This window comes from Massilia phyllostachyos (assembly GCF_021044825.1).
Lineage (GTDB): Bacteria > Pseudomonadota > Gammaproteobacteria > Burkholderiales > Burkholderiaceae_D > Telluria > Telluria phyllostachyos.
In genome coordinates this window covers 58,140-81,553 of sequence record NZ_JAJNOC010000013.1, presented here as the reverse complement: position 1 = coordinate 81,553, position 23,414 = coordinate 58,140, and the positions used below count along the sequence as shown (strand labels likewise).

At 67.6% G+C, this 23,414-nt stretch carries 16 protein-coding genes and 2 riboswitches; of the genes, 11 read left to right on the top strand and 5 right to left on the bottom strand.

Annotation, left to right across the window (positions count from 1 at the left end; all coding sequences use genetic code 11):
• The first annotated feature begins 112 nt into the window (after positions 1-112).
• Positions 113-1,795, top strand: coding sequence for a peptide chain release factor 3 (locus LQ564_RS24555; protein WP_231060751.1), 1,683 nt, complete (start codon positions 113-115; stop codon positions 1,793-1,795).
• Between the two features lie 67 nt (positions 1,796-1,862).
• Here LQ564_RS24555 and LQ564_RS24550 read toward each other — a convergent pair whose 3' ends face one another.
• Positions 1,863-2,843 (bottom strand): DUF3108 domain-containing protein, encoded by a 981-nt coding sequence (locus LQ564_RS24550; protein WP_231060750.1) that lies wholly within the window; start codon positions 2,841-2,843, stop codon positions 1,863-1,865.
• A gap of 192 nt (positions 2,844-3,035) precedes the next feature.
• On the opposite strand from LQ564_RS24550, the gene LQ564_RS24545 reads away from it, so the two are divergent.
• Positions 3,036-4,715, top strand: a complete 1,680-nt coding sequence (locus tag LQ564_RS24545) for a methyl-accepting chemotaxis protein (RefSeq protein WP_231060749.1) — start codon at positions 3,036-3,038, stop codon at positions 4,713-4,715.
• Positions 4,716-4,724: 9 nt separating this feature from the next.
• Here the strand turns inward: LQ564_RS24545 and gcvP are convergent, their stop codons facing one another.
• From gcvP to gcvT, 3 genes are all read right to left on the bottom strand, one after another.
• On the bottom strand, positions 4,725-7,604 hold the full coding sequence (gene gcvP / locus LQ564_RS24540) for an aminomethyl-transferring glycine dehydrogenase (protein ID WP_231060748.1): 2,880 nt from the start codon (positions 7,602-7,604) through the stop codon (positions 4,725-4,727).
• Between the two features lie 96 nt (positions 7,605-7,700).
• A complete protein-coding gene (gcvH, locus tag LQ564_RS24535) occupies positions 7,701-8,081 on the bottom strand; it encodes a glycine cleavage system protein GcvH (RefSeq protein WP_231060747.1) in 381 nt (126 codons plus the stop codon).
• 58 nt (positions 8,082-8,139) lie between these two features.
• Positions 8,140-9,258, bottom strand: a complete 1,119-nt coding sequence (gcvT, locus tag LQ564_RS24530) for a glycine cleavage system aminomethyltransferase GcvT (RefSeq protein WP_231060746.1) — start codon at positions 9,256-9,258, stop codon at positions 8,140-8,142.
• A 47-nt stretch (positions 9,259-9,305) separates the two neighbouring features.
• Positions 9,306-9,404, bottom strand: a riboswitch (glycine riboswitch).
• Positions 9,405-9,423: 19 nt separating this feature from the next.
• Positions 9,424-9,510, bottom strand: a riboswitch (glycine riboswitch).
• A gap of 177 nt (positions 9,511-9,687) precedes the next feature.
• Between gcvT and LQ564_RS24525 the strand changes: the two genes are divergently transcribed.
• The gene (locus LQ564_RS24525) at positions 9,688-10,248 is read left to right on the top strand and encodes an ATP-dependent Clp protease proteolytic subunit (protein ID WP_231060745.1); all 561 of its coding nucleotides are present in this window, start codon (positions 9,688-9,690) and stop codon (positions 10,246-10,248) included.
• A 95-nt stretch (positions 10,249-10,343) separates the two neighbouring features.
• On the top strand, positions 10,344-11,300 hold the full coding sequence (locus LQ564_RS24520) for an IS1595 family transposase (RefSeq protein WP_231060744.1): 957 nt from the start codon (positions 10,344-10,346) through the stop codon (positions 11,298-11,300).
• Between the two features lie 94 nt (positions 11,301-11,394).
• Here LQ564_RS24520 and LQ564_RS24515 read toward each other — a convergent pair whose 3' ends face one another.
• Positions 11,395-11,595, bottom strand: a complete 201-nt coding sequence (locus LQ564_RS24515) for a hypothetical protein (protein WP_231060743.1) — start codon at positions 11,593-11,595, stop codon at positions 11,395-11,397.
• 273 nt (positions 11,596-11,868) lie between these two features.
• Between LQ564_RS24515 and LQ564_RS24510 the strand changes: the two genes are divergently transcribed.
• The 7 genes from LQ564_RS24510 (at position 11,869) to LQ564_RS24480 (ending at position 23,322) form a co-directional block, all read left to right on the top strand.
• The gene (locus tag LQ564_RS24510) at positions 11,869-14,223 is read left to right on the top strand and encodes a DUF1631 family protein (RefSeq protein ID WP_231060742.1); all 2,355 of its coding nucleotides are present in this window, start codon (positions 11,869-11,871) and stop codon (positions 14,221-14,223) included.
• A 91-nt stretch (positions 14,224-14,314) separates the two neighbouring features.
• Entirely contained in the window at positions 14,315-17,839 is a 3,525-nt protein-coding gene (smc, locus tag LQ564_RS24505) for a chromosome segregation protein SMC (RefSeq protein WP_231060741.1), read from the top strand.
• Entirely contained in the window at positions 17,836-19,023 is a 1,188-nt protein-coding gene (locus LQ564_RS24500) for a cell division protein ZipA C-terminal FtsZ-binding domain-containing protein (RefSeq protein ID WP_231060740.1), read from the top strand. Before smc ends, LQ564_RS24500 begins: the two co-directional genes overlap by 4 nt.
• Positions 19,024-19,032: 9 nt before the next feature.
• Positions 19,033-21,372 (top strand): NAD-dependent DNA ligase LigA, encoded by a 2,340-nt coding sequence (ligA, locus tag LQ564_RS24495; RefSeq protein WP_503827158.1) that lies wholly within the window; start codon positions 19,033-19,035, stop codon positions 21,370-21,372.
• Between the two features lie 17 nt (positions 21,373-21,389).
• Positions 21,390-22,283 (top strand): UTP--glucose-1-phosphate uridylyltransferase GalU, encoded by an 894-nt coding sequence (galU, locus tag LQ564_RS24490; protein WP_231060739.1) that lies wholly within the window; start codon positions 21,390-21,392, stop codon positions 22,281-22,283.
• Positions 22,280-22,825 (top strand): peptide deformylase, encoded by a 546-nt coding sequence (gene def / locus LQ564_RS24485; RefSeq protein WP_231060738.1) that lies wholly within the window; start codon positions 22,280-22,282, stop codon positions 22,823-22,825. Before galU ends, def begins: the two co-directional genes overlap by 4 nt.
• Positions 22,825-23,322, top strand: a complete 498-nt coding sequence (locus tag LQ564_RS24480; RefSeq protein WP_231060737.1) for a hypothetical protein — start codon at positions 22,825-22,827, stop codon at positions 23,320-23,322. Before def ends, LQ564_RS24480 begins: the two co-directional genes overlap by 1 nt.
• Positions 23,323-23,414 lie beyond the last annotated feature (92 nt).

The following is a 23,414-nucleotide window of genomic DNA, read 5'->3' as shown; positions in this document are numbered from 1 at the left end:
ATGGTACTGCGCGCCCCGGCTGGCACGCCGGGGCGCGAATCTTCACACGGGGCGCGCCGGAATCGGTAAAATCGAGGGTTTTCTTACCTGGGCCGATTTGCAAGGCTCGACTATGGCCAACGACACCGATTTCACCGCCGACGACAGCGCTGCCAGCGCCGATGGCGCCAGCAGTACGAACACCAACAGCGACCGCCAGGCCGGCCAGATCGCGCGCGAAACCGCGCGCCGCCGCACCTTCGGCATCATTTCCCACCCCGACGCCGGTAAAACCACGCTGACCGAGAAGCTGCTGCTGTTCTCGGGCGCGATCCAGCTGGCCGGCACCGTCAAGGGCCGCAAGAGCGGCCGCCACGCGACCTCGGACTGGATGGACATCGAGAAGCAGCGCGGCATCTCGGTCGCCTCGTCCGTGATGCAGTTCGAGTTCCGCGAGCACGTGATCAACCTGCTCGACACCCCGGGCCACCAGGACTTCTCGGAAGACACCTACCGGGTCCTGACCGCGGTCGACTCGGCGCTGATGGTGATCGACGCGGCCAAGGGCGTGGAAGAGCAGACCATCAAGCTGCTCGACGTCTGCCGCATGCGCGACACCCCGATCGTCACCTTCATGAACAAGATGGACCGCGAGACCCGCGATCCGCTCGAGCTGCTCGACGAGGTCGAGTCGGTGCTGAAGATCGAGTGCGCGCCGGTGACCTGGCCGATCGGCATGGGCAAGAACTTCCGCGGGGTCTACCACCTGCTGAAGGACGAGATCATGCTGTTCAAGGCGGGCGAGGAAAAGGCCGACGGCGCCTTCGAGATCGTCAAGGGCATCGACAACCCGAAACTGGCCGAGATGTTCCCGCTCGAGATCGAGCAGCTCAAGATGGAAGTGGAACTGGTGCACGGCGCCTCCCACGTGTTCGACCTCGAGCGCTTCCTGTCGGGCGTGCAGACCCCGGTATTCTTCGGCTCCGCGATCAACAACTTCGGCGTGCGCGAGATCCTCTCGGCCCTGGTCGACTGGGCTCCGGCGCCGCGCGAACGCGACGCCACCGTGCGCGCGGTCGCGCCGGTCGAGCCGAAGTTCTCCGGCTTCGTGTTCAAGATCCAGGCCAATATGGACCCGGCCCACCGCGACCGCATCGCTTTTCTCCGCGTATGCTCGGGGCGCTTCGAGAAGGGCATGAAGGTCAAGCACCTGCGCCTCGGCCGCGAAGTCAAGCTCTCGTCGGTGGTGACCTTCATGGCGTCGAGCCGCGAACAGGTCGAGGAAGCCTACGCGGGCGACATCATCGGCCTGCCGAACCACGGCAATATGCAGATCGGCGACAGCTTCTCGGAAGGCGAGCTGCTGACCTTCACCGGCATCCCGTACTTCGCGCCGGAGCTGTTCCGCACGGTGCGCATCCGGAATCCGCTGAAGGTCAAGCAGCTGCACAAGGGCTTGCAGCAGCTGGGCGAAGAGGGCGCGGTGCAGGTGTTCAAGCCGGTGCTGGGTTCGGACCTGATCCTGGGCGCGGTCGGCGTGCTGCAGTTCGAGGTCGTGGCCAGCCGCCTGCTCAACGAATACGGCGTGGACGCCGTGTTCGAAAGCAGCAGCATCTCGAGCGCGCGCTGGGTGTCGAGCGAGGACAAGAAGTCGCTGTCGGACTTCGAGAACCAGCTGGGGCACCAGGTTGCCTACGATGCGGCGGGCAATATGGCCTTCCTGGCCACGTCCGGCGTCAACCTGCGCCTGACCCAGGAACGCTGGCCGAAGCTGACCTTCCACGCGACGCGCGAGCACGCGGCGAAGCTGGGTTGATTCGTTAGCCCTCGATCCGTCGCACCGGCGCAGGCCGGTGCGACGGTCTTTCGGCTAACGGAAGAAGTTACGGTGCGGGTTGCCGCACGATCTGCTTGATTACTTGCGTGCGCACGCTGCCATCCGGCGCCGTCGCCCGCAGCTGCACCGGCAGCCAGCCCTGTCCCGGCGCCAGCCAGACCTCGAGCGCCGCCTTGCCGGCCCGCGCCAAGTGCAGCGTCTCCATCGCCCCCAGCGGCGTGGTGATTCTCTCCCGCCCCAGCACCTGGAAGCGTTCCACCGCCGCCCCATCCGGCCGCCCCACGTAGAGATCGACCGTATCCTGCATCTGGTCCGGATCGGCCAGCCCGATGCCCACCAGTTGCATCAGCAGCGTGGCGCCGTCCTGGCTGCCCGTGGCGTCCTGCACGCTGCGTCCCAGGCTTTCCAGCACGATCGCGCCGCGCTCCCGGTCGAAGGCGATGCCGGCGCTGCCGGCGCCCTGGCGGTAGCGGGCCTGGCGCGGCGCAATGCCGGCGTCGTCGGTGGCGCCTTCGCTCTCGATGTCTCCCAGGATGCCGTCCACCGCCAGGCGGTAACCGACGCCGTCGGTTTCCCAGTTCAGGGTCGCTTCACCGGCGCTGCCTGCGCCGCCGCGCACCTCATAGCGCAAGGACGCGCTGGGGGGCACCGCGACCCGGTAGCGGCTCGGCATCTCGACCGCTGCGACGCCGCCGCCGGCCGGCGCCGGGGACGGCTGCGCAGCCGCGGCCTGCAAGGGGATGGCGGCGGGTGCATCGGCCTGCAGCGGCGCAGGGGCCGGCAAGTCCGGCGTGGCTGTCGCGGGGGCGGCCGCAGGCGTGGCGGGAGGGGCGGGTGCGGGAGGTGCTGCGGGTGCGACGCCGGCCAGCCGCACCGCCAGCGGCGCGTTGCCGATCAGGGGCAGCGGCGCCGACATCCGCGTATCGAGCCACGCGATGACGGCCGCGTGCAGCAGGACCGACAGCCCGCACACGGCGAGCAGGCGGCCGTGGCGGCGCAGGGGGGCTGCGATGTTCCCGAATCTCATGCCGACAGTGTAACCGGGCTGATGCCGTATTCGGAACTCCAGCGGGCATCGATGTTTCCTGGGACAGCTGTTTGCGCTTTGCCACGTCCGCCATAGCCGGTCTGCGCCAGCGCAAATCTTCCCGGGAATGAACCGCGTAGATTGGCTGAATGCGCTCAGGAAATAGGGCGCTGTCAACACCATGGAGGCATCATGCTGTCGCGCCTGAAGATCGGTCCCAAGCTGCTGCTCGCACCAGGCGTCGTCCTGCTGCTCCTGGTGCTGCTGTCGAGCGGCGCCTATTACGCGATGGTGCGCCAGCATGCCTCTCTGCAGGACATCGTCGGCCCGCGCGCGGTCCAGATGCGCAGCGCGGCCGGCCTGGCCGAACAGGCCCAGCGCGTGCATGCCGACACCTACAAGCTGCTCACCTGGCTCGGCAGCAGCTTTTCGCACAGCCGGATCGAGGGCCTGGCCGCCGGCGTCAAGCGCCAGCACGAGGCCATCGAACGTTCATTCGCCGCGCTGAGCCGCCTGACCCCGCCCGGGAGCCGCGAACGCCGCTACGTCGAACAGGCCGCCAGCGCCCACCTGGTCTATGTGAAGGCGGCGCGCGAAGTGGTCGAGCTGGCCGAGTCCGACGAGACCATCGGCGCCAACGCCATGATCAAGCCGGAAGCCGCCTTTGCCCTGATGGCCCAGCGCATGGCGATGCTGGCGGCGCTCGAACGCGAGCTGTCGGAGCAAGCCTCGGACAGCGCCGCCGCCGACTTCCGCCTCAGCGCCGCCCTGATGCCGGTGGTGGTGGTGCTGGCGGTCGGCGTGTCGCTGGCGATCACGATGGCGGTGCGGCGCGTGCTGCTGCGCGACATCCGGGCCATCGGGGCCGCCGCCCTCGGCCTGGCCAAGGGCGACCTCACCATCCGCGAACACGACTATGGGCGCGACGAGATCGGCGAGACTTCGCGCGCGCTGGACGCCGGCATCCGCAACCTGAGCGGCACCCTGCGTTCGGTGCTGGAATCGGCACGCACCATCGGCAGCGCCTCGCGCGACATCACCCTGGGCAGCCTGGGCATGCAGGGCCGCGCCGTGTACCGCCAGCGCGCGCTGCGCGAGACTGCGGCCTCGATCCAGTCGCTGCACGAAGCGGCGCGCGCCGGCCATGACGACGCCCTCAGCGCCGATGGCCTGGCGCGCAGCGCGGCCCACAGCGCGCAGTTCGGCAAGATCAATGTGGAATGCCTGGCCGCGACCATGGCGGCGGTGAAGGAAGATGCGCTGCGCGCGGCCGAGGTGGCGGGCGCCATCGACGCCATCGCCAGCGAAGCCGGCTCGCTGGCGCTGAACGCCGCGCTGGATGCGGCGCGCAGCGACGAGGCGGGACGCGCGTTTGCCGACGCCGCCGGCCAGGTGCGCCAGCTGGCCCAGCGCGCGGCCGGCGCGGCGCGCGAAGTGCGCGAACTGGCGGCGCGCTCCGTGCTCGAGATCGACCGCTGCGCCGGTTCGGCGCTCGCCGCCGGCAGCAGCCTGGCCCAGGTCTCCGGTTCGGTGCGCGCCGTCGAGGACATCGTCGGCCGGATCCAGACCGACAGCCTGGGGCAGGGCGCGCGCCTGCGCGAGGTCGACGCGGCGATCGTGCGCATGGACGAAGTCACCCAGCGCAACTGCGTGCTGGTGGAAGAAGCGGCGGCCGCGGCGCGCACCCTGCAGACCCACGCGCTGTCGCTGTCGCGCACGGTGGCCAGCTTCCGCCTGGACGACCCCGAGACCCCTGCTGCCGCGCCGATGAAACCGGCGCCACAAAAGGAAAGCGGCGTTTCCCGGGACTTGCCCAGGGAACGCCGCCGTCACGAACGCGCGCACTTGCGGCTCGCATCGAGCCGCAAGTAACCGTCCTACTTACTCATAGTCGCTGATCGGCGCGCAGCCGCAGAACAGGTTGCGGTCGCCGTACACGTTGTCCGCGCGGCCGACCGGCGGCCAGTACTTCTTCTTGCGCAGCGAGGCCACCGGGAAGGCCGCCACCTCGCGGGTGTAGGTGTGCTGCCAGTCGTCGGCGGTCACCACGTCCGCGGTGTGCGGGGCGCCCTTGAGCGGGTTGTCCATCTTGTCGTACTCGCCGCGCTCGACCTTCACGATCTCGGCGTGGATGGTGATCATCGCTTCGATGAAGCGGTCCAGCTCGGCCTTCGATTCCGACTCGGTCGGCTCGATCATGAGGGTGCCCGGCACCGGGAAGCTCATGGTCGGGGCGTGGAAGCCGAAGTCCATCAGGCGCTTGGCCACGTCCTCGTTCGAGATGCCGGTCTTGTCCTGCAGCGGGCGCAGGTCGATGATGCACTCGTGGGCGACCAGGCCGTCGTGGCCGGTGTACAGCACCGGGTAATGCGGGGCCAGGCGACGCGCGATGTAGTTGGCGTTCAGGATCGCCACTTCGGTCGCGGCGGTCAGGCCTGCGGCGCCCATCATCGCGATGTACATCCACGAGATCGGCAGGATCGACGCCGAGCCGTAGGCCGCGGCGCTGACCGCGCCGATGCCCTGTTCGTCACGGACGTAGCCGGTCGACAGCTGGTTCGGCAGGAACGGAGCCAGGTGGGCGCCCACGCCGATCGGGCCGACGCCGGGGCCGCCGCCGCCGTGCGGGATGCAGAAGGTCTTGTGCAAGTTCAGGTGGCTGACGTCGCCCCCAAAAGCGCCAGGCGCCGCCACGCCGACCATCGCGTTCATGTTGGCGCCGTCGACATAGACCTGGCCGCCGTGCTGGTGCACGATCTCGCACAGTTCCTTGATGCCCTCTTCGAACACGCCGTGGGTCGACGGGTAGGTGACCATGACGCAGGCCAGGTCCTTGCTGTACTGCTCGGCCTTGGCCTTCAGGTCGGCCAGGTCCACGTTGCCGTTGTCGTCGCAGGCGGTGACCACGACCTTCATGCCGACCATGCTGGCCGACGCCGGGTTGGTGCCGTGGGCCGAGGACGGGATCAGGCAGATGTTGCGGTGGCCTTCGCCACGCGACTCGTGGTATTTCTGGATGACGAGCAGGCCGGCGTACTCGCCCTGCGAGCCGGCGTTCGGCTGCAGAGAAATCGCGGCGTAGCCGGTGGCGGCGCACAGCATGGCTTCCAGCTGGTCAATCATCTCGCGGTAGCCGACGGTCTGGTCGTTCGGCGCGAACGGGTGGACGTTCGAGAACTCGGGCCAGGTGACCGGGATCATCTCCGAGGTCGCGTTCAGCTTCATGGTGCACGAGCCGAGCGGGATCATGGTGCGGTCGAGCGCCAGGTCCTTGTCGGCCAGGCCGCGCAGGTAGCGCAGCATCTCGTGCTCGGCGTGGTAGCGGTTGAAGGTCGGGTGGGTCAGGTAGGCGGTGGTGCGGGCCAGGGCGGCCGGGAAGGCGTCCGAGACGTCCTCGTCCAGGGCGTCGATATCGACCGATTGGCCATTGCCGAAGATGGCGAACAGCTTGGCCAGGTCGTCGCGGGTGGTGGTTTCGTCGAGCGACACGCCGACGTGCTGGTCGTCGATGCGGCGCAGGTTGATGCCGGCGGCTTCGGCTGCGGCGTGCAGCGCGCTTGCATCGCCCTTGATGGTCAGGGTGTCGAACCAGGTGGTGTTGACGACTTCGGCGCCGACCTGCTGCAGGCCGCGCGCCAGGATCGCGGTCTGGCGGTGCACGCGACCGGCGATCTGCTTCAGGCCTTGCGGGCCGTGGTAGACCGCGTACATGCCGGCCATCACGGCCAGCAGCACCTGGGCGGTGCAGATGTTCGAGGTCGCTTTCTCGCGGCGGATGTGCTGCTCGCGGGTCTGCAGGGCCAGGCGGTAGGCCTGGTTGCCTTGCGCATCGACCGTCACGCCGACCAGGCGGCCGGCCATGCTGCGCTTGTATTCGTCGCGGGTGGCCAGGTAGCCGGCGTGCGGGCCGCCGAAACCGAGCGGCACGCCGAAGCGCTGGCTGTTACCGACGACCACGTCGGCGCCCCAGGCGCCCGGTGCTTCGAGGACGGTCAGGGCCAGCAGGTCGGCGGCCACCACCACCATCGCGCCGGCGGCGTGCAGGTGTTCCACGGCGGCGCGGTAGTCGCGCACTTCGCCGTTCACGCCCGGGTATTGCAGCAGCACGCCGAAGCAGCTCTCTTCCAGTTTCTCGATCTCGGCGGCGGCGATCACGCGCACCTCGACGCCGATCGGCTTGGCGCGGGTCTGCACCACTTCCAGGGTCTGCGGCAGCACGTCGTCGGCCACGTAGAACACCTTCGAAGCCGACTTGCCGACGCGCTGCAGCAGGGTCATGGCTTCGGCGGCGGCGGTGCCTTCGTCCAGCATCGACGAGTTGGCGATGCCCATGCCGGTCAGGTCGGTGATCATCTGCTGGAAGTTCAGGATCGCTTCCAGGCGGCCCTGCGAGATCTCCGGCTGGTACGGGGTGTAGGCGGTGTACCAGGCCGGGTTCTCGAAGATGTTGCGCAGGATGACCTTCGGCGTGTGGGTGCCGTAGTAGCCCTGGCCGATCATCGACTTCATGACCTTGTTCTTCGACGCCAACGCCTTCAACGTCGCCAGCGCGTCTTCCTCGCTGCGCGGTTCGACGAAGGGGCCGAGGTCCATCGTGTCCCTGCGGCGGATGTTCGCGGGCACGACCGCGTCGATCAGGGCGGCGCGCGAGGCGTAGCCGAGGGTCGACAGCATGGCTGCCTGTTCGGATTCGGACGGGCCGATATGGCGCGGGATGAAGGAGTCGCGCGCTTCGAGTTGGGTAAGGCTGGAGCGGGTCATGGTCAATTCAGGAGAGCAGGGGAGATTCGGAGGAGATCGGGGCGGGGCCGCAAAACAAAAGGTGCGCCCGCAGGCGCACCGTCATTCAATACCGGGTCAGTTGCCGGTGGTCTTGCCGTAGGCGTCGGCGTCCAGCAGCTTGTCGTACGCGCCGGCGTCGCTCGGCTGCAGCTTGAACAGCCAGGCGCCGAAGGCGTCGCTGTTGATCGAATCCGGCGCATCGGCGACCGGCTGGTTGACGGCGGTGACGGTGCCCGAGACCGGCGCGTAAATGTCGCTGGCGGCCTTGACCGACTCGACCACGGCGGCGTCGTCGCCGGCCGTGAATGCCTTGCCGACCTGCGGCAGTTCGACGAACACGATGTCGCCGAGCGCGTCCTGCGCGTACTCGGTGATGCCGACGGTCAGGGTGCCGTCAGCCTCGCGGCGGACCCATTCGTGGGACTCGGTGTATTTCAGGTCGGTTGGGATGTTCATTGTCAGGCTCCGGGTTGGGTGAGGCGGGTAGTATAACGGTTTGTTCTGTTTATTCTGTTCAGGCGGCGAGCACTTTGCCGTTGCGCACGAACGGCAGCTTGACCACCGACGCGGCCAGCTTCTTGTCGCGGATTTCCACGTGCACGGTGTCGCCGATCGCCACGTCCAGCGGCACGCGCGCCAGGGCGATCGCCTGCTGCATGCTCGGGCTGAAGGTGCCGCTGGTGATCTCGCCGACGTTGCCGGAAGCCGCGATCACTTTCTGGTGGGCGCGCAGGATGCCGCCTTTTTCGCGCAGGATCAGGCCGACGAAGTTCGCCTGCTGGCCCTTGGCCTGCAGCGCCGCCTTGCCGATGAAGTCGCGCTCCGACACCATGTCGACTGTCCAGGCCAGGCCGGCGTCGAGCGGGTTCACATTGTCGTCCATGTCCTGGCCGTACAGGTTCATGCCGGCTTCCAGGCGCAGGGTGTCGCGCGCGCCCAGGCCGGCCGGCTTGATGCCGGCGGCCGCGAAGCCGTTCCACAGCGCCTCGACCTGGGAAGCCGAGACGCCGACTTCGAAGCCGTCCTCGCCGGTGTAGCCGGTGCGCGCGACCATGACTTCGCCGAACTGGGTGTCCGGGACGATCACGACGTTGAACGGTTTCAGCGGTTCCGACGCCGCCTGCGTAGTCGGCAGCACCTGCCACACCTTGGCGCGGGCGTTCGGGCCCTGCACGGCGATCAGGGCGATCGGATCATTGCCGTCACGGCGCTGGGTGATGGTGATGCCGGAACCGGTGGCGTCGTTCTGCTGGTTCATCCACGCCACGTCCTTCTCGGCGGTGCCGGCGTTGACCACCAGGCGGAACCAGTCTTCGCTGAAGTAATAGACGATCAGGTCGTCGATCACGCCGCCCTCGGGGTTCAGCATGGCCGAGTACAGGGCCTTGCCCGGCACCTGCAGCTTGTCGACGTTGTTGGCCAGCAGGCCGCGCAGGAATGGACGCACGTTGGCGCCCTTGAGGTCCACCACGCACATGTGCGAGACGTCGAACATGCCCGCGTCGGTACGGACCGCGTTGTGTTCCTCGATCTGGGAACCGTAGTTGACCGGCATGTCCCAGCCGCCGAAGTCGACCATCTTGGCTCCGAGGGAGCGGTGTGCGGAATTGAGCGGGGTCGCTTTGAGCGTCATGGAATCCTCGGGCAGTGAATAGGGTTGCGTGCACCGTCGCCGGCGCCTGTATCCCCTCTGTCCTTGGTACCTGAGAGATAGCGGCATCGCCGCCTGCCCCTTCGGTGGGCGCCGTGTCTGCGGCGCCGCTCTCCAGAGTGTGAGCCGGCCGCGCCTTGCGCTGCCGCTCCCTGACCAGTCCTTTGTGCCTGAGAGTTTGTGGGTAGTGCCCCTTCGGCGGCAGGTGTTCCTGCGCTCTCCCGGTCAAGACTGCGGAGCATATGCCACCCTCCGTTCGGTGTCAACCGGAGGGGTGGGTCGCCATAGGGGAGAGACGGTCCTGAAATGATTGCTGCAAAGCATTGCCGCACACTATTGGGGCAGGGGCAAAGTGATGTTTCGACGTGTTTTGCTACACTTATCGCACACACTTTGCAGTGGGACATGACAATGAGCGAAGACAAAGCGCAAGGAGTAAAGGAAGCCTGGTTCACCCTGTCTGGCGACGTCAACAGTGACATGGTGCACCGCGTGTTCGAGGCGGTGTCGATGATGACCGAAGACGGCATCGAGACCGCCCATATCATGGTGCAGTCGAACGGCGGCTACGTCAGCGACGGCCTGTGCCTGTATAACTTCCTGGCGAACTCGCCGATCAAGTTCGTGATGTACAACGGCGGGGCGGTGGCGTCGATCGCCGTGATCCTCTACCTGTCCGGCAGCGAGCGCTATTGCAGCGAGACCGCGCGCTTCATGGTGCACAAGTCGCACGCGACGGCCTCGCCCGGCTCGCGTCCCGACGCCCTGAACATCATCGTCGAAGGCCTGCGCGCCGACGACGCCCGCACCGAATCGATCCTGCGCAAATGCGTCGAACTCACGCCCGAGCAGTGGGCGATCCACCAGTATTCGGACCTGCACCTGAATTCGCGCGACGCCAAGGCCGCCGGCCTGGTCAACGACGTGCGCGACTTCCGTCCGCCCAAGGGGGGCATGCTGCGCAATATCTGACCGGGAAATGAAAGGCTGTGTTCGCGATAGGTAGGTGAACCAAATCGCGTTGTCGGAGTCCTACGCATCGTCGAGTTAACTCATCTGGAGTGACGATGCAAGGCCCGCGCTTCGACGAATTGTTTGCTTTTCTGACCGCCGCGCCATTGTCCAGCACCGATCTGGCCCGGCTGCGCGACTGGCTCGACAGCATCCGCGACCCGGCCGATTGCCTGGCGCTCATTGAAGCGGCCGCGGCAGGCCGGCCCTGTCCACATTGTGCTTGCGCGCGTTTGCACCGCTCCGGCTTCGCCAGCGGCCTGCAGCGTTATCGCTGCCTGGGTTGTCGCCGCTCCTTCAATGCGCTGACCGGCACGCCGCTGGCCCGGCTGCGCAAGCGCGAGTGCTGGCTGCCTTATATCAAGTGTTTGCTGGAATCGCGCACCGTGCGCGACGCGGCGCTCGCGACCGGCGTGCATCGCACGACGAGTTTTCGCTGGCGCCACCGATTCGCGCCGGGCGCCGCCCGGCACCGGCCCGCAGCATTGACGGGAATCGTGGAGGCCGACGAAACCTACCGCCTCGAATCGCAGAAGGGTTCGCGCACCTTGTCGCGCCCGCCGCGCAAGCGTGGTGGCGCGGCCCGGCGGCGCGGCATCAACCGCGAGCATGATTGCCTGCTGGTGGCGCGTGACCGCATCGGCACGACGCTGGACTTTCATACCGGACGTGGTCCCGTGACCGCTGCGCAATTACATACCTGCCTGCAGCCGGTGCTGCCGGGCGACGGGCTGCTCATCAGCGATGGCGCAGCGGCCTATGTCCGGTTTGCCCTCGACGCCGGAATCATGCACGAATCCATCAACGTGCGGGCGGGCCGGCGCGCACGCGGCGCGATCCACATCCAGAACGTGAACGGCTGGCACAGCCGCTTCAAGAACTGGCTGGTGCGCTTCAAGGGCGTGGCCAGCCGCTACCTGGCGAATTATTCGGGGTGGCAGCGATTACTGGATGCGCACGCGTTGCGTACACCAGCGCAGTGGCTAGGTGCTGCGGTACGACAAATCCAGTGAAAGTGGCTGTGAATGCATAGTTAACGCGAACACAGCCAAATGAACAGGCCCACCGCCTTGCGACGGTGGGCCAACGGGACCATTGATCGAGCGTTCAGCGGTTCTTGTCGTTCTTGTGGCTCTGGCGGCCAGCCTCGGCGTGCTGTTCCGGCGTGCCGCCCTGGACGCCGCCGCTGCCACCGCCCGAACGCGAACCCGAGCCGGAGCCCGACTGCTTGCTGCCGCCCTGGCGACCGGCTTCCGACTGTTGTTTGGCGTTGCCGCCCTGCTTGGATTTACCTTGATTCGAGACCATGTGCTATTCCTTTCAATGTGAGGGAAAGACCCTGACTTGCCGTGCCACCGACGGGGCGCCGTGGCGTGTCCGGTGACTCATCATGCTTGCCGTAATGATGAACCGCCATCGGACCTTGGCGTGATCCAGTGTAGGACGCTTGAGGACAAACTCAAGGAAAGAAATCTGACCCGGCACTGCCCCGCACTTGCAAAACTGCGACGATTTGCACGATTCCTATTGCCATGTGGAAATTATGTGGCACAATGACAGAAACCCCCTTCGGTCACGCCCATGGACAGCTCCACCGCCCAGACACCCGCAGTCCGCAAGGCCGCCGCTGCGCAGCAGGCAGCGCTGGACGAGCTTGTCGCCGTGGCCGCCACCCACGCCACCGAGGCGCTGCCCGACGTGGTGCAGCGCATGTCGGCGCTGCTGCTCGACATGACCGCCGCCGGCACCGACACCGGGCTCGCCGTACGGCGCATCCGTTCCGGCAATCTCCTCAAGGACAATTCCTACGCTTACGTGCACCTGGCCTCGACCGGCATCGAGCTGGCCCTGCGCAAGGAAGCCGCGCTGCTCCTGCCCGCCAATAACAAGCAGGTCAAACAAGCGCCCCTGACCCTGAGCCTGGTGCCGATGGAAGAGATGGACGACCAGGTCGCTTTCTCCGGCATCAGCCGTCCCTTCGACATCGCCTGTTCCGAACCCCTCGCCGGCCTGGGCGTGCGCCTCGGCCTGCTGCTGGGGCGCGACCTGGTGCGCGCCTCGCACAATCCTTTCCGCCCCGAGGTCTTCCTGCGCGCCCTGCAGGACGCCTGGCGCGAGTTCGAGCCCGATACCGGTTCGCACGAACTGATCCTGCCGCTGCTGCGCCAGGGTGTGGTGTTCGAGTTCGGTCCCCTGCTCGAGCTGCTGGCCGACAAGCTCAAACCCGCGCGCGGCGCCGAGCGCTTCGCCAAGACCGACGACAGCGCCGCCGCCAGGGCCGCCCGCGCGCGCCGCGACGCGGCCGTCAGCGAAGGCCTGCGCCAGCTGTTCGGCGGCGCCGATGCGGCCCCGGGCGCCGACCTCGATATTCCGCTGATCGCCAACCTGCCGCAGGGCAGCGGCGGCTGGCGGCCGAGCGGGGCGGCCGGTTTCGCGGTCGCCGCGCCGGCGCCGACGATGGCGCCGAATCCGGCGCCGCAAGCCGGCCCGCAGACCGCAGCGCAGGGCGCGCCAGGCCAGGCGGCCGGCCAGCACGTGGCCACGCAGTTCGTCCCGGCGGGCGTGGCCGCCCCGGCCGGCGTCCCCATGGCCGCCATCCCCGCGCCGCTGATCGAGGTGCTGGAAAAACTCGCGGCCGGCGGCTTCGCCACCGTGCCCGCCGCGCAGGCCGCCGCACAGGCTTCCACCCCAGCCCAGGACGTCTTCTACCTGCCGCGCCTGAAACAAAGCCTGCCCCAGGGCAGCCTGTCGCGCGGCGACGAGACCACGCTCGACCTGCTGTCGCGGATCTTCGAGACCGTGCTGCTGGACGAATCGATCCCCCAGGAGACGCGCGAGCTGATCGCCTTCCTGCAGGTGCCGGTGCTGAAGGCGGCCCTGAAGGACCGCAGCTTCTTCTTCGAGGAGCAGCACCCGGCGCGGCGCATGCTCGACCTGCTGTCGAACGTCGGCTGGGAGCAGCAGGGCGGCGAGGACGATCCGGTCTACCGCGCGATGCGCCGCGGCGTCGAGAAGGTGCGCCAGCAAGCGCAGCCGGAAGCGTTCGCCGCCGCGGTGGCCGAACTCGAGGCCGGCATCGCCGAGCGTGAGCGCATCGAGGAGCGCGCGATTGCCGGCCCGATCGCCCAGGCCACGCGCCAGGAGAAGCAGGCCGCCGCGACCCGTTCGGCAAAGAAGGCGGTGGCGACGCGCCTGGCCGGCGAGCAGGTGGTGGCCCTGGTCGGCGCCTTCCTGGAACAGCGCTGGACCCCGGTGCTCACCCTGGCCTACACCATCGAGGATAGCAAGCCCGGCGCCATCGACAACGCCACCCGCGCCATGGATGAGCTGATCTGGAGCGTCAAGCCCAAGGCCACCAACGAAGAGCGCAAGGCGCTCATCAGCCGCCTGCCGGGGCTGCTCACCACCCTCAACAAATGGCTCGACGCCACCAGGTGGCAGGACGCCGAGCGCCTGCAGTTCTTCGCCGAACTGGCCGAGTGCCACGCCAGCATCGTGCGCGCGCCGATCGAAGTGTCGCCCGAGCGCCAGCTGGAGCTCGCCGTGGAAGCGGCCCAGCAGGACGCCATGCGCCGCATCGCCCAGGAGCAGGCCGCCGCACAGGAAGAGGCGGTGCAGGAAGAGCGCCAGAAAGACCCGGCGGCCGCCTCGCTGGCCGCGCTGGTGCGCGGCATGCGGGTCGAGTTCAACGGCAAGGAAGGCATCCGCAAGCTCAAGCTGGCCTGGGTCAGCCCCTTGCGCACCCTGTTCATCTTCTCCGGCGCCGGCAAGAAGGAGGCGTTTTCGCTGCCGGCCGAGCGCCTGCTCGACGGCTTCCGCGCCGGCAGCATCCGGGTGCTGGCGCCCGAGGGCGTGGTCGGCCGCGTGCTGACCCAGGCGGCGGGGGAGGCGGCCATGAACGACGCCAGCCACGGCCCCATGCAAGCCGCATCCTGAATTGTCGGGTTCGCAAGGCCAATATTGGCTGAAAGCTACGCAACAGATGGTATGATGGGGCCTTTGACGACTCCATCGCTTTCTCCAGCACGTGCGCCTCTCCTCCATCAAATTGTCGGGATTTAAGTCTTTCGTCGATCCCACCAATTTCCAGGTGCCCGGCCAGCTCGTGGGCGTGGTCGGCCCGAACGGTTGCGGCAAGTCGAACATCATCGACGCCGTGCGCTGGGTGCTGGGCGAATCCAAGGCGTCGGAGCTGCGCGGCGAGTCGATGCAGGACGTCATCTTCAACGGCTCCACCCACCGCAAGCCCTCGGGCCGCGCCTCGGTCGAACTGGTGTTCGACAACAGCGACGGCAAGGCGTCCGGCCAGTGGGGCCAGTATGCCGAGATCGCGGTCAAGCGTACGCTGACGCGCGACGGCACCTCGACCTACTACATCAACGGCCAGCCGGTGCGCCGGCGCGACATCCAGGACATCTTCCTCGGCACGGGCCTGGGCCCGCGCGCCTACGCGATCATCGGCCAGGGCATGATCGCGCGCATCATCGAATCGCGTCCCGAAGAGCTGCGCGTGTTCCTGGAAGAGGCGGCCGGCGTCTCCAAGTACAAGGAACGCCGCCGCGAGACCGAGAACCGGCTGTCCGACACGCGCGAGAACCTGCTGCGGGTCGAGGACATCCTGCGCGAACTGAACGCCAACCTGGAAAAGCTCGAAGCCCAGGCGGCGGTGGCGAACCGCTTCCACCAGTTGCAGGCCGACCAGGAAGAAAAACAGAAGCTCCTCTGGCTGCTGCGCAAGAACGAAGCCAAGGCGGAGCAACTGAAGTTCTTCCGCGAAGTCGAGGTAGCGCAGACAGCGCTCGAGGCGCAGACGGCCAAGCTGCGCAATGTCGAAGTCGAACTCGAACACATGCGCCAGTCGCACTTCGCGATCGGCGACCGCCTGCACACCGCGCAAGGCGCCCTGTACCAGACCAATTCCGAGATCGGCAGCCTGGAAGCGCAGATCAAGTTCGTGGTCGAGTCGCGCACGCGGCTGCAGAACCAGCTCGGCACCCTGACGGCCCAGCGCGACCAGTGGCTGAACCAGCGCCAGGAACTCGAAGAGCAGCTCGACGAAGCCGGGATGACGCTGGAAGAGCTGGGCGCGAAGGCCGAAGGCGCGCAGATCGCGGTGGAAGCGGCCGGCGAACGGGTGCCGGAGCTGGAAGCCGTGTGGCGCCAGTCGCAGGAACGCTCCAACGAATCGCGCGCGCGCATCATGGCCGTCCAGCAGCGCATCGAACTGGCCAGCGCCCACCAGCGCAACGCCGCCGGCATCCTGACGAACCTGGCGAGCCGGCGCGAGCGCCTGCAGCAAGAGAGGAATGGCCTGAACCTGCCGGACAGCGCCACGCTCGACAACCTGCGCATGCAGCTCGAAGAACAGCAGATGGCGCTGGAAGAGCAGACGATGCTGCTGGACGATGCGACCTCACGCCAGGATGCGGTCGAGCAGGAGCGCAAGGACGCGCACGCCCTGGTGGCGCAGGAAAGCGCGGCCAGCGCCCAGCTCGAAGCGAGATTGAGCGCGCTGCGCCAGATGCAGGACCGGGTCCAGACCCAGGGCAAGGTCCAGCCCTGGCTCGAGAAGCACGAGCTGGGCGGCCTGCCGCGCCTGTGGCAGAAGCTCGACGTCGAAGAAGGCTGGGAGACCGCGCTGGAAGCCGTGCTGCGCGAGCGCTCGGCCGCGCTGGAACTGTCGAACCTGGACTGGGCCAAGGCCTTCTTCAACGACGCGCCGCCCGCGCGCCTGGCGCTGTATTCGCCAACGCCGGCCGCTCCTGCGATTGTTGCCGTCACCGGGCTAAAACCCTTTGCCAGCCTGCTGCGCCTGAACGACCCGGGCCTGCGCGGGGTGCTGAACGACTGGCTGCACCACGTCTACGTGGCGCAAGATGCCGCCGAGGCCTTCGCCAGCCGCGGCCAGTTGCCGCCGGGCGGCGCCTTCGTCACGCGCCAGGGCCACCTGGTGACCGCATCGAGCGTGCGCTTCCACGCGCCGGATGCGGAGCAGGACGGCATGCTGGCGCGCCAGCACGAGATCGACAACATCGGCAAACAGCTGCGGGCACAGGCGCTCCTGGCCGACGAAGCGCGCAGCCGCGCGACCCGCGCCGATGCGGCGGTGAGCGACCTGACGCGCCGTTTGCAGGATGCGCGCCAGCGCGTCGCGTCGCTCACGCGCGAGGTGCACGCGCTGCAGATCGAGGTGCTCAAGCAAAGCGAGATCGAGGCGCGCTTCAACCAGAGGAGCGGCCAGATCGCGGCCGACCTGTCGGAGATCGCCGCCCAGGAAGCCGAGCAGCGCCAGCTGTCGGCGGAAGCCGAGCAGGAATTCGAACAGCTCGACATGGAACTGGCCGAGCTGCAGGGCGCCCACGAAGATGGCCAGACCGCCTTCATGGAAAAAGAGCAGGCCCTGAACGACGCGCGCCAGAAGCTGCGCGACCTCGAGCGCGCCGCCCAGGAAGCGCAGTTCGCCGAACGCGCCCAGCGCGCCCGCATCGAGGAACTGCGGCGCACCATCGCCACCGCCAGCCAGCAGGCCGAGCAGGTCGGCGCCAGCCTCGGCGCGGGCAGGCTCGAACTCGAAGCGCTGGAATCCGGCACCGCCCACGAAGGCTTGCAGGAACTGCTGGACTGCCGTTCCACCCAGGAGCGCGCCCTGGCCGATGCGCGCCACGAACTGGACCAGATCACCCAGCAGCTGCGCGGGCTCGAGGAAGCGCGCATGGGCAACGAGCGCAGCCTGCAACCGCAGCGCGACCGCATCACCGAGATGCAGCTGAAGGAACAGGCCGCGCGCCTGAACCAGGAACAGTTCGCCGAAGCGCTGGCCACCACCGGCGCGGTCGAATCCGAGCTGGCGGACAAGCTTACGCCGGACATGAAGCCGCAATACCTGCAGGGCGAGGTGACGCGCCTGACCAACGCCATCACGGCGCTGGGCGCGGTGAACCTGGCGGCGGTGGAAGAGCTGGCCACGGCCACCGAGCGCAAGCGCTACCTCGATTCGCAGAACAACGACCTGCAGGAGGCGATCGCCACCTTGGAAGACGCGATCCACCGCATCGACCGCGAGACGCGCGACCTGCTGCAGGACACCTTCGACAAGGTCAACACCCATTTCTCGGAACTGTTCCCGATCCTGTTCGGCGGCGGCCAGGCGAAACTCGTCATGACCGGCGACGAGATCCTGGACGCCGGCGTGCAGGTGATGGCCCAGCCGCCGGGCAAGAAGAACGCGACCATCCACCTGCTGTCCGGCGGCGAGAAAGCGCTCACCGCGACGGCCTTGGTGTTCTCGATGTTCCGCCTGAACCCGGCGCCGTTCTGCCTGCTGGACGAGGTGGACGCGCCGCTCGACGACGCCAATACCGAGCGCTTCTGCCGCATGGTCAAGCGCATGTCGGACCATACCCAATTCCTCTTCATCTCGCACAACAAGATCGCGATGGAGATGGCCAACCAACTGATCGGTGTGACGATGCAGGAGCAGGGCGTATCGCGCATCGTGGCGGTGGACATGGAGTCCGCCGCTCACTTCGCAACTGAGGCACAAGCAGCATGACAGATCTCCAAATGAGCATGATCGCGGCGGGCGGCGTATTCGTCGTCGGCGTCGTCGTATACAACAAGTGGCAGGAGCACCGCGCCAGGAAAAGCGTGGAGCGCGCCTTCGCATCGGAGCACGACGACGTCCTGATGCGCAGTAGCGAATCGCCGGTCGAGCAGGCCGCCGTCGAGCGCCAGGAACCGGTGCTCGACCTCGGCGCCGAAACCCCGCTGGCGCCGCTCGACGTCGAGCCGGGCCTGGCCAGGGATCCGCTGGCGCCAATCGACGCGCCGGCCGCCGGCCCGGCAGCGCCGGCGGCGCCGCGCGCGCCGACCACGGTCGCTTCGCTGACTCCCGCCGCGCCGCTGCCCGGCACCACCCCGGAGACGCCGCCGTCGGAACTGGCCGAAAGCCTGGTCGACCCGCTGATCGACTGCATCATCCCGCTGAATATCGAAGGTGCGGTGCGCGGCGACAAGCTGCTGCCCGCGCTGCAGAAGCTGCGCCGCGTCGGCAACAAGCCGATCCACTACATCGGCTTCGCCGTCAGCGGCGACTGGGAGCCGATCGTGCACGGGGGCGTCTACACCAAGCTGCAGGCCGGCGTCCAGATGGCCACCCGCACCACGGCCCTGAACGAAATCGAATACTCGGAACTGGTCACGCGCCTGCACGCGGTCGCCGACGAGATCGGCGCGGTGCCGGAAGTGCCGGACATGATCGAGGTGATGAGCGAGGCGCGCACCCTGCACCGTTTCGTGGCCGGCCACGACGCCCAGCTGGGCGTGAACCTGGCGGCGAATGGCGCGCCGTGGGCGATCTCGACCCTGATCGGGGCGCTGGAAAACCAGGGCTTCGACGTGCGTCCTGACGGCCGCTTCTCGATGCCGGACGGCGAGGGCGGCGTGCTGTTCACCCTGTCCACCAACGTGACCCTGGGCGCCGATACCACCAGCCGCCTGACCCTGCTGCTCGACGTGCCCTGCGTGGCCCCGAGCCGCGACGGCTTCGGCGCCATGGTGAGGTGCGCCAAGGAGCTGACCATGCGCCTGGACGGGACCATCGTCGACGACTTCGAGCAGCCGCTGTCGGACGCGGCCCTGGAAGAGATCAAGGGCCAGGTCAGCGAGTTCTACGAGGAGATGGACGGCTCGGACATCCCCGCGGGTTCCACGCGCGCGCTGCGCCTGTTCGTGTAAGGAGCCGTCGTGTCGGTGCCGAAGGAAGTGCAGGAGCGCATGGCGTGGCTGGTCGAGGAACTGAACCGCCACATCTACAACTACCACGTGCTCGACGCGCCGACCATCCCGGACGCCGAGTACGACCGCCTGTTCAAGGAGCTGCAGGACCTGGAATCCGCGCACCCGCAGGCGGTCAAGAACGACTCGCCGACTTCGCGCGTCGGGGCGGCGCCGATCCCCGAGTTCAAGCAGGTCACGCACTCGGTGCCGATGCTGTCGCTGAACAACGGCTTTCTGGACGAAGATGTCGACAACTTCGACCGCCGCGTGCGCGACGGCCTGGACGTGCACAGCGTCGACTACTCGGCCGAACTGAAATTCGACGGCCTCGCCATCACCCTGCGCTACGAGAACGGTATCTTCGTGCAGGCCGCCACGCGCGGCGACGGCTACACCGGCGAGGACGTCACCGCCAATATCCGCACCGTGCGCGTGATCCCGCTGCGCCTGCATGGCGACGCGGTGCCGGCGGTGCTGGAAGTGCGCGGCGAAGTGCTGATGTTCAAGGAAGACTTCGCGCGCCTGAACCAGCGCCAGCGCGACGCGGGGCAGAAGGAATTCGCGAACCCGCGCAATGCGGCCGCGGGCAGCCTGCGCCAGCTCGACGCGCGCATCACCGCGCAAAGGAAGCTGCGCTTCTTCGCTTATGGGATTGGCCTGCTCGAGGGCGCGGACCTGCCGGACACCCATTCCGGTGTGCTGGCGTGGTTTGACCGTCTCGGCTTGCCGGTCTCGAAAGAGCGCGCTGTCGTGAACGGCGCCGCGGGCCTGCTCGGCTACTACCGCAATATCGGAGAACGCCGCGCCGGCCTGCCGTACGAGATCGACGGCGTGGTCTATAAAGTCGACCGCGTGGCCGACCAGGCGGCGCTCGGCTTCGTGTCGCGCGCGCCGCGTTTCGCGCTGGCCCATAAATTCCCGGCCGAGGAAGCGCTGACGGTGGTGTCGGCCATCGACGTGCAGGTTGGCCGCACCGGCGCGATCACGCCGGTGGCGCGTTTGGTACCCGTGTCGGTCGGCGGCGTGACCGTCACGAATGCGACGCTGCACAACGAAGACGAAGTGCTGCGCAAGGACGTGCGCGTGGGCGACACCGTGATCGTGCGCCGTGCCGGCGACGTCATCCCCGAGGTGCTGGCGGTGGTGCTCGAGCGCCGTCCCGAACCCGCGCCGATGCGCTACGAGCTGCCGAAGACCTGCCCGGTGTGCGGCTCGCACGTGGTGCGTGAAGAGGGCGAGGCGGTGGCGCGCTGCTCCGGCGGCCTCAGTTGCGCGGCCCAGCGCAAGGAAGCGATCCGCCACTTCGCCGGCCGCCGCATGATGGACATCGAGGGCCTGGGCGACCGCTACATCGACAGCCTGGTCGAGTGCAATCTGATCGAGCGCGTGGCCGACCTCTACACCTTGAAGCTCGACGATCTGCTGACCATGAAGCGCATGGCCGACGAGCGCGAAGGGACGACGCCGGAGACCGTCAAGCAGGGCAAGGTGGCCACCAAGTGGGCCGACAATTTGCTCGAAGCCATCGCGGCCAGCAAGAATCCGCCATTGGAACGCCTGCTGTTCGCGCTCGGCATCCGCCACGTGGGCGAGTCGACCGCCAAGACCCTGGCCGACTGGCTCGGACGCTTCGAATTGATCCGCCAGGCGCCGGAAGCGCTGCTGCGCGTGCTGCCCGACATCGGCGGCACGGTGGCCGAGGCGATCGCTGAATTCTTCGCGGAAGAGAAGAACCAGCAGGCGATCAATGCGCTGCTCGCCGCCGGCGTGGCGCCGCAGGGCGAGCACGCCCCGAAGGCGCAGCTGCGCGAGAAGCTGGACGAAGTGAACCTGCTGGCGGCGCTCGGCATCCCGAAACTGACCGAGCCGCGCGCGCGCCAGCTGATCGCGGCTGGCCAGTCGCTGGAGTCGCTCGCTCACCTGAACGTGTTCGGCGTGTTCGGCCTGCCTGCAACCGTCTCCGGCGCGCTGGAGGAGTGGATGGCGGTCCCGAGCAACCGCGAGAAGATCGCGGCCTTGGCCAAGCTGCGCGCCGAGCTGCTGGCCCAGCTGCCGGAAGCGGCGGCCACCCCCGAGGGCCATTTGAGTGGCAAGACTTTCGTCCTCACCGGTACACTGCCGACCATGAGCCGCGACGCCGCGGGCGCCCTGATCGAGGCCGCCGGCGGACGGGTAGCCGGTTCGGTGTCGAAGAAGACCTCCTACGTGGTCGCCGGCCTTGATGCGGGCAGCAAGCTCGCGAAAGCCGAAGAACTCGGCGTCACCATCCTCGACGAAGCAGGTTTGATGGCGCTGCTGGGACAATAAAAGTAAATGGAGTCCGCATGACCCTGATCCGCAAAGCCGTATTCCCCGTGGCCGGCCTCGGCAGCCGCTTCCTGCCCGCCACCAAGGCGCAGCCGAAGGAGATGCTGCCGATCGTCGACAAGCCGCTGATCCAGTACGCGGTCGAGGAGGCGGTTGCCGCCGGCATCACGGAAATGGTCTTCATCACCGGCCGCAACAAGCGCGCCATCGAGGACCATTTCGACAAGGCCTACGAGCTCGAGGCCGAACTCGAAGCGCACGGCAAGCAGGCCCTGCTCGACGTGGTGCGCGGCGTGATTCCGAAGCACGTCAACTGCATCTACATCCGCCAGTCGGCGCCGCTGGGCCTGGGTCATGCGGTGCTGTGCGCGCGTCCCGTGATCGGCGACGAGCCCTTCGCCGTGCTGCTGGCGGACGACTTCATGGACACGCCGAGCGGCACCAAGCCGGTGCTGGCCCAGATGACCGACATGTACGCCTACGAGCGCTCCAGCATCCTGGCGGTGCAGGACGTCCCGCGCGAGAACACGCGCCAGTACGGCATCGTCAGCGCCTCGTCCTACCGTCCCGGGCTGGAGCTGGTGTCCGGCATCGTCGAGAAACCGGCGCCGCAGGATGCGCCCTCGACCCTGGCGGTGGTGGGGCGCTACGTGCTGACCGGCTCGATCTTCGGCTACCTGGAACACCTCGGCACTGGCGCCGGGGGCGAGATCCAGCTCACCGACGGCATCGCCGCCCTGATGCAGCACGAGCGCGTGCTGGCCTACCGCTACGCCGGCCAGCGCTACGACTGCGGCTCCAAGCTCGGCTACCTGAAGGCCACCGCCGCCATCGGCCTGAAGCACCCGGAAACGGCCGAAGGCTTCCGCGCCTGCCTGGCCGGGCTGCTGGAAGAGGGCAAGGCGCCATGACCGTGCGCGAGATCCTGCGCATGGGCGACCCACGCCTGCTGCGCGAGGCGGAACCCGTGCGCGAATTCGACACGCCCGCGCTGCACGCGCTGATTGCCGACATGTTCGACACCATGCACGCCGCGAACGGCGCGGGACTGGCGGCGCCGCAGATCGGCGTCAACCTGCAGCTGGTGATCTACGGCTTCTCGAAGAACGAGCGCTATCCGGATGCGCCGCCGGTGCCGGAAACGGTCTTGATCAATCCGGTGCTCACGCCGTTATCGGAAGAGATGGAAGAGGGCTTCGAGGGCTGCCTGTCGGTGCCCGGCCTGCGCGGCAATGTGCCCCGGTATGCGAAATTGCATTACGAGGGTGTCGATCAATACGGAAATGTAATACGCCGTGATGCCGAGGGTTTCCATGCGCGCGTGGTGCAGCACGAGGTCGACCACCTGCACGGCATCCTGTACCCGATGCGTATCCGCGACTTTTCCCGCTTCGGTTTCACCGAAGTGATGTTCCCGAATATTCACCAACGCGATCCGAAGGCCGACGACTGATGCGTGTTCTTTTCCTTGCAGCGGCGCTGCTGCTTCCGACTGCCGCCATGGCGCAGGACGGCGGCTGGTTCAACAAGATCGCATCCGACCCGAAAAGCGAATTCTGGCTCGACTCCGGCTTCGCCACGTACCACTTCGACAGCGACAAGGACCTGAACGGCGCCAACAAGGGGCTGGGGGCGGAGTACCGCTTCAACGGGACCACGTCGGCGACCATCGGGCGCTTCTATAACAGCGACCGGCAGTGGTCGAACTATGCGGGGGTGATCTGGCAGCCGTATGCGATTGGGCAGGTGCGCGTCGGGCTCGCGCTGGCGGCCTTCGATGGGTATCCGAAGATGCGTGATGGCGGGTGGTTTCCGGCGGCGATTCCGACGTTGACGTATGAGTACAAGCGTGTGGGCGTCAACGTCGGGATCATTCCGTCGTATAAGGATCGGCTGTATGGTGGTATCTCGCTGCAGCTCAAGTTCAAGCTGTTCGACGGAGCGAAGTAAACGTGGGTTCCGGCCTACGCCGGAACGACGTGCTTGCGCGAACAGTTAACCGTGAGACCGTCATACGCGCCACTGGCGCCCATGACTCCCGG

Coding starts and splice junctions, on each gene's coding strand:
- gcvH (WP_231060747.1), bottom strand. CDS start 8,081: ATGAACATCCCAACCGACCTGAAATACACCGAGTCCCACGAATGGGTC.
- LQ564_RS24480 (WP_231060737.1), top strand. CDS start 22,825: ATGCGTGTTCTTTTCCTTGCAGCGGCGCTGCTGCTTCCGACTGCCGCC.
- galU (WP_231060739.1), top strand. CDS start 21,390: ATGACCCTGATCCGCAAAGCCGTATTCCCCGTGGCCGGCCTCGGCAGC.
- LQ564_RS24545 (WP_231060749.1), top strand. CDS start 3,036: ATGCTGTCGCGCCTGAAGATCGGTCCCAAGCTGCTGCTCGCACCAGGC.
- gcvP (WP_231060748.1), bottom strand. CDS start 7,604: ATGACCCGCTCCAGCCTTACCCAACTCGAAGCGCGCGACTCCTTCATC.
- LQ564_RS24515 (WP_231060743.1), bottom strand. CDS start 11,595: ATGGTCTCGAATCAAGGTAAATCCAAGCAGGGCGGCAACGCCAAACAA.
- LQ564_RS24500 (WP_231060740.1), top strand. CDS start 17,836: ATGACAGATCTCCAAATGAGCATGATCGCGGCGGGCGGCGTATTCGTC.
- LQ564_RS24510 (WP_231060742.1), top strand. CDS start 11,869: ATGGACAGCTCCACCGCCCAGACACCCGCAGTCCGCAAGGCCGCCGCT.
- LQ564_RS24555 (WP_231060751.1), top strand. CDS start 113: ATGGCCAACGACACCGATTTCACCGCCGACGACAGCGCTGCCAGCGCC.
- gcvT (WP_231060746.1), bottom strand. CDS start 9,258: ATGACGCTCAAAGCGACCCCGCTCAATTCCGCACACCGCTCCCTCGGA.
- LQ564_RS24520 (WP_231060744.1), top strand. CDS start 10,344: ATGCAAGGCCCGCGCTTCGACGAATTGTTTGCTTTTCTGACCGCCGCG.
- LQ564_RS24525 (WP_231060745.1), top strand. CDS start 9,688: ATGAGCGAAGACAAAGCGCAAGGAGTAAAGGAAGCCTGGTTCACCCTG.
- LQ564_RS24550 (WP_231060750.1), bottom strand. CDS start 2,843: ATGAGATTCGGGAACATCGCAGCCCCCCTGCGCCGCCACGGCCGCCTG.
- def (WP_231060738.1), top strand. CDS start 22,280: ATGACCGTGCGCGAGATCCTGCGCATGGGCGACCCACGCCTGCTGCGC.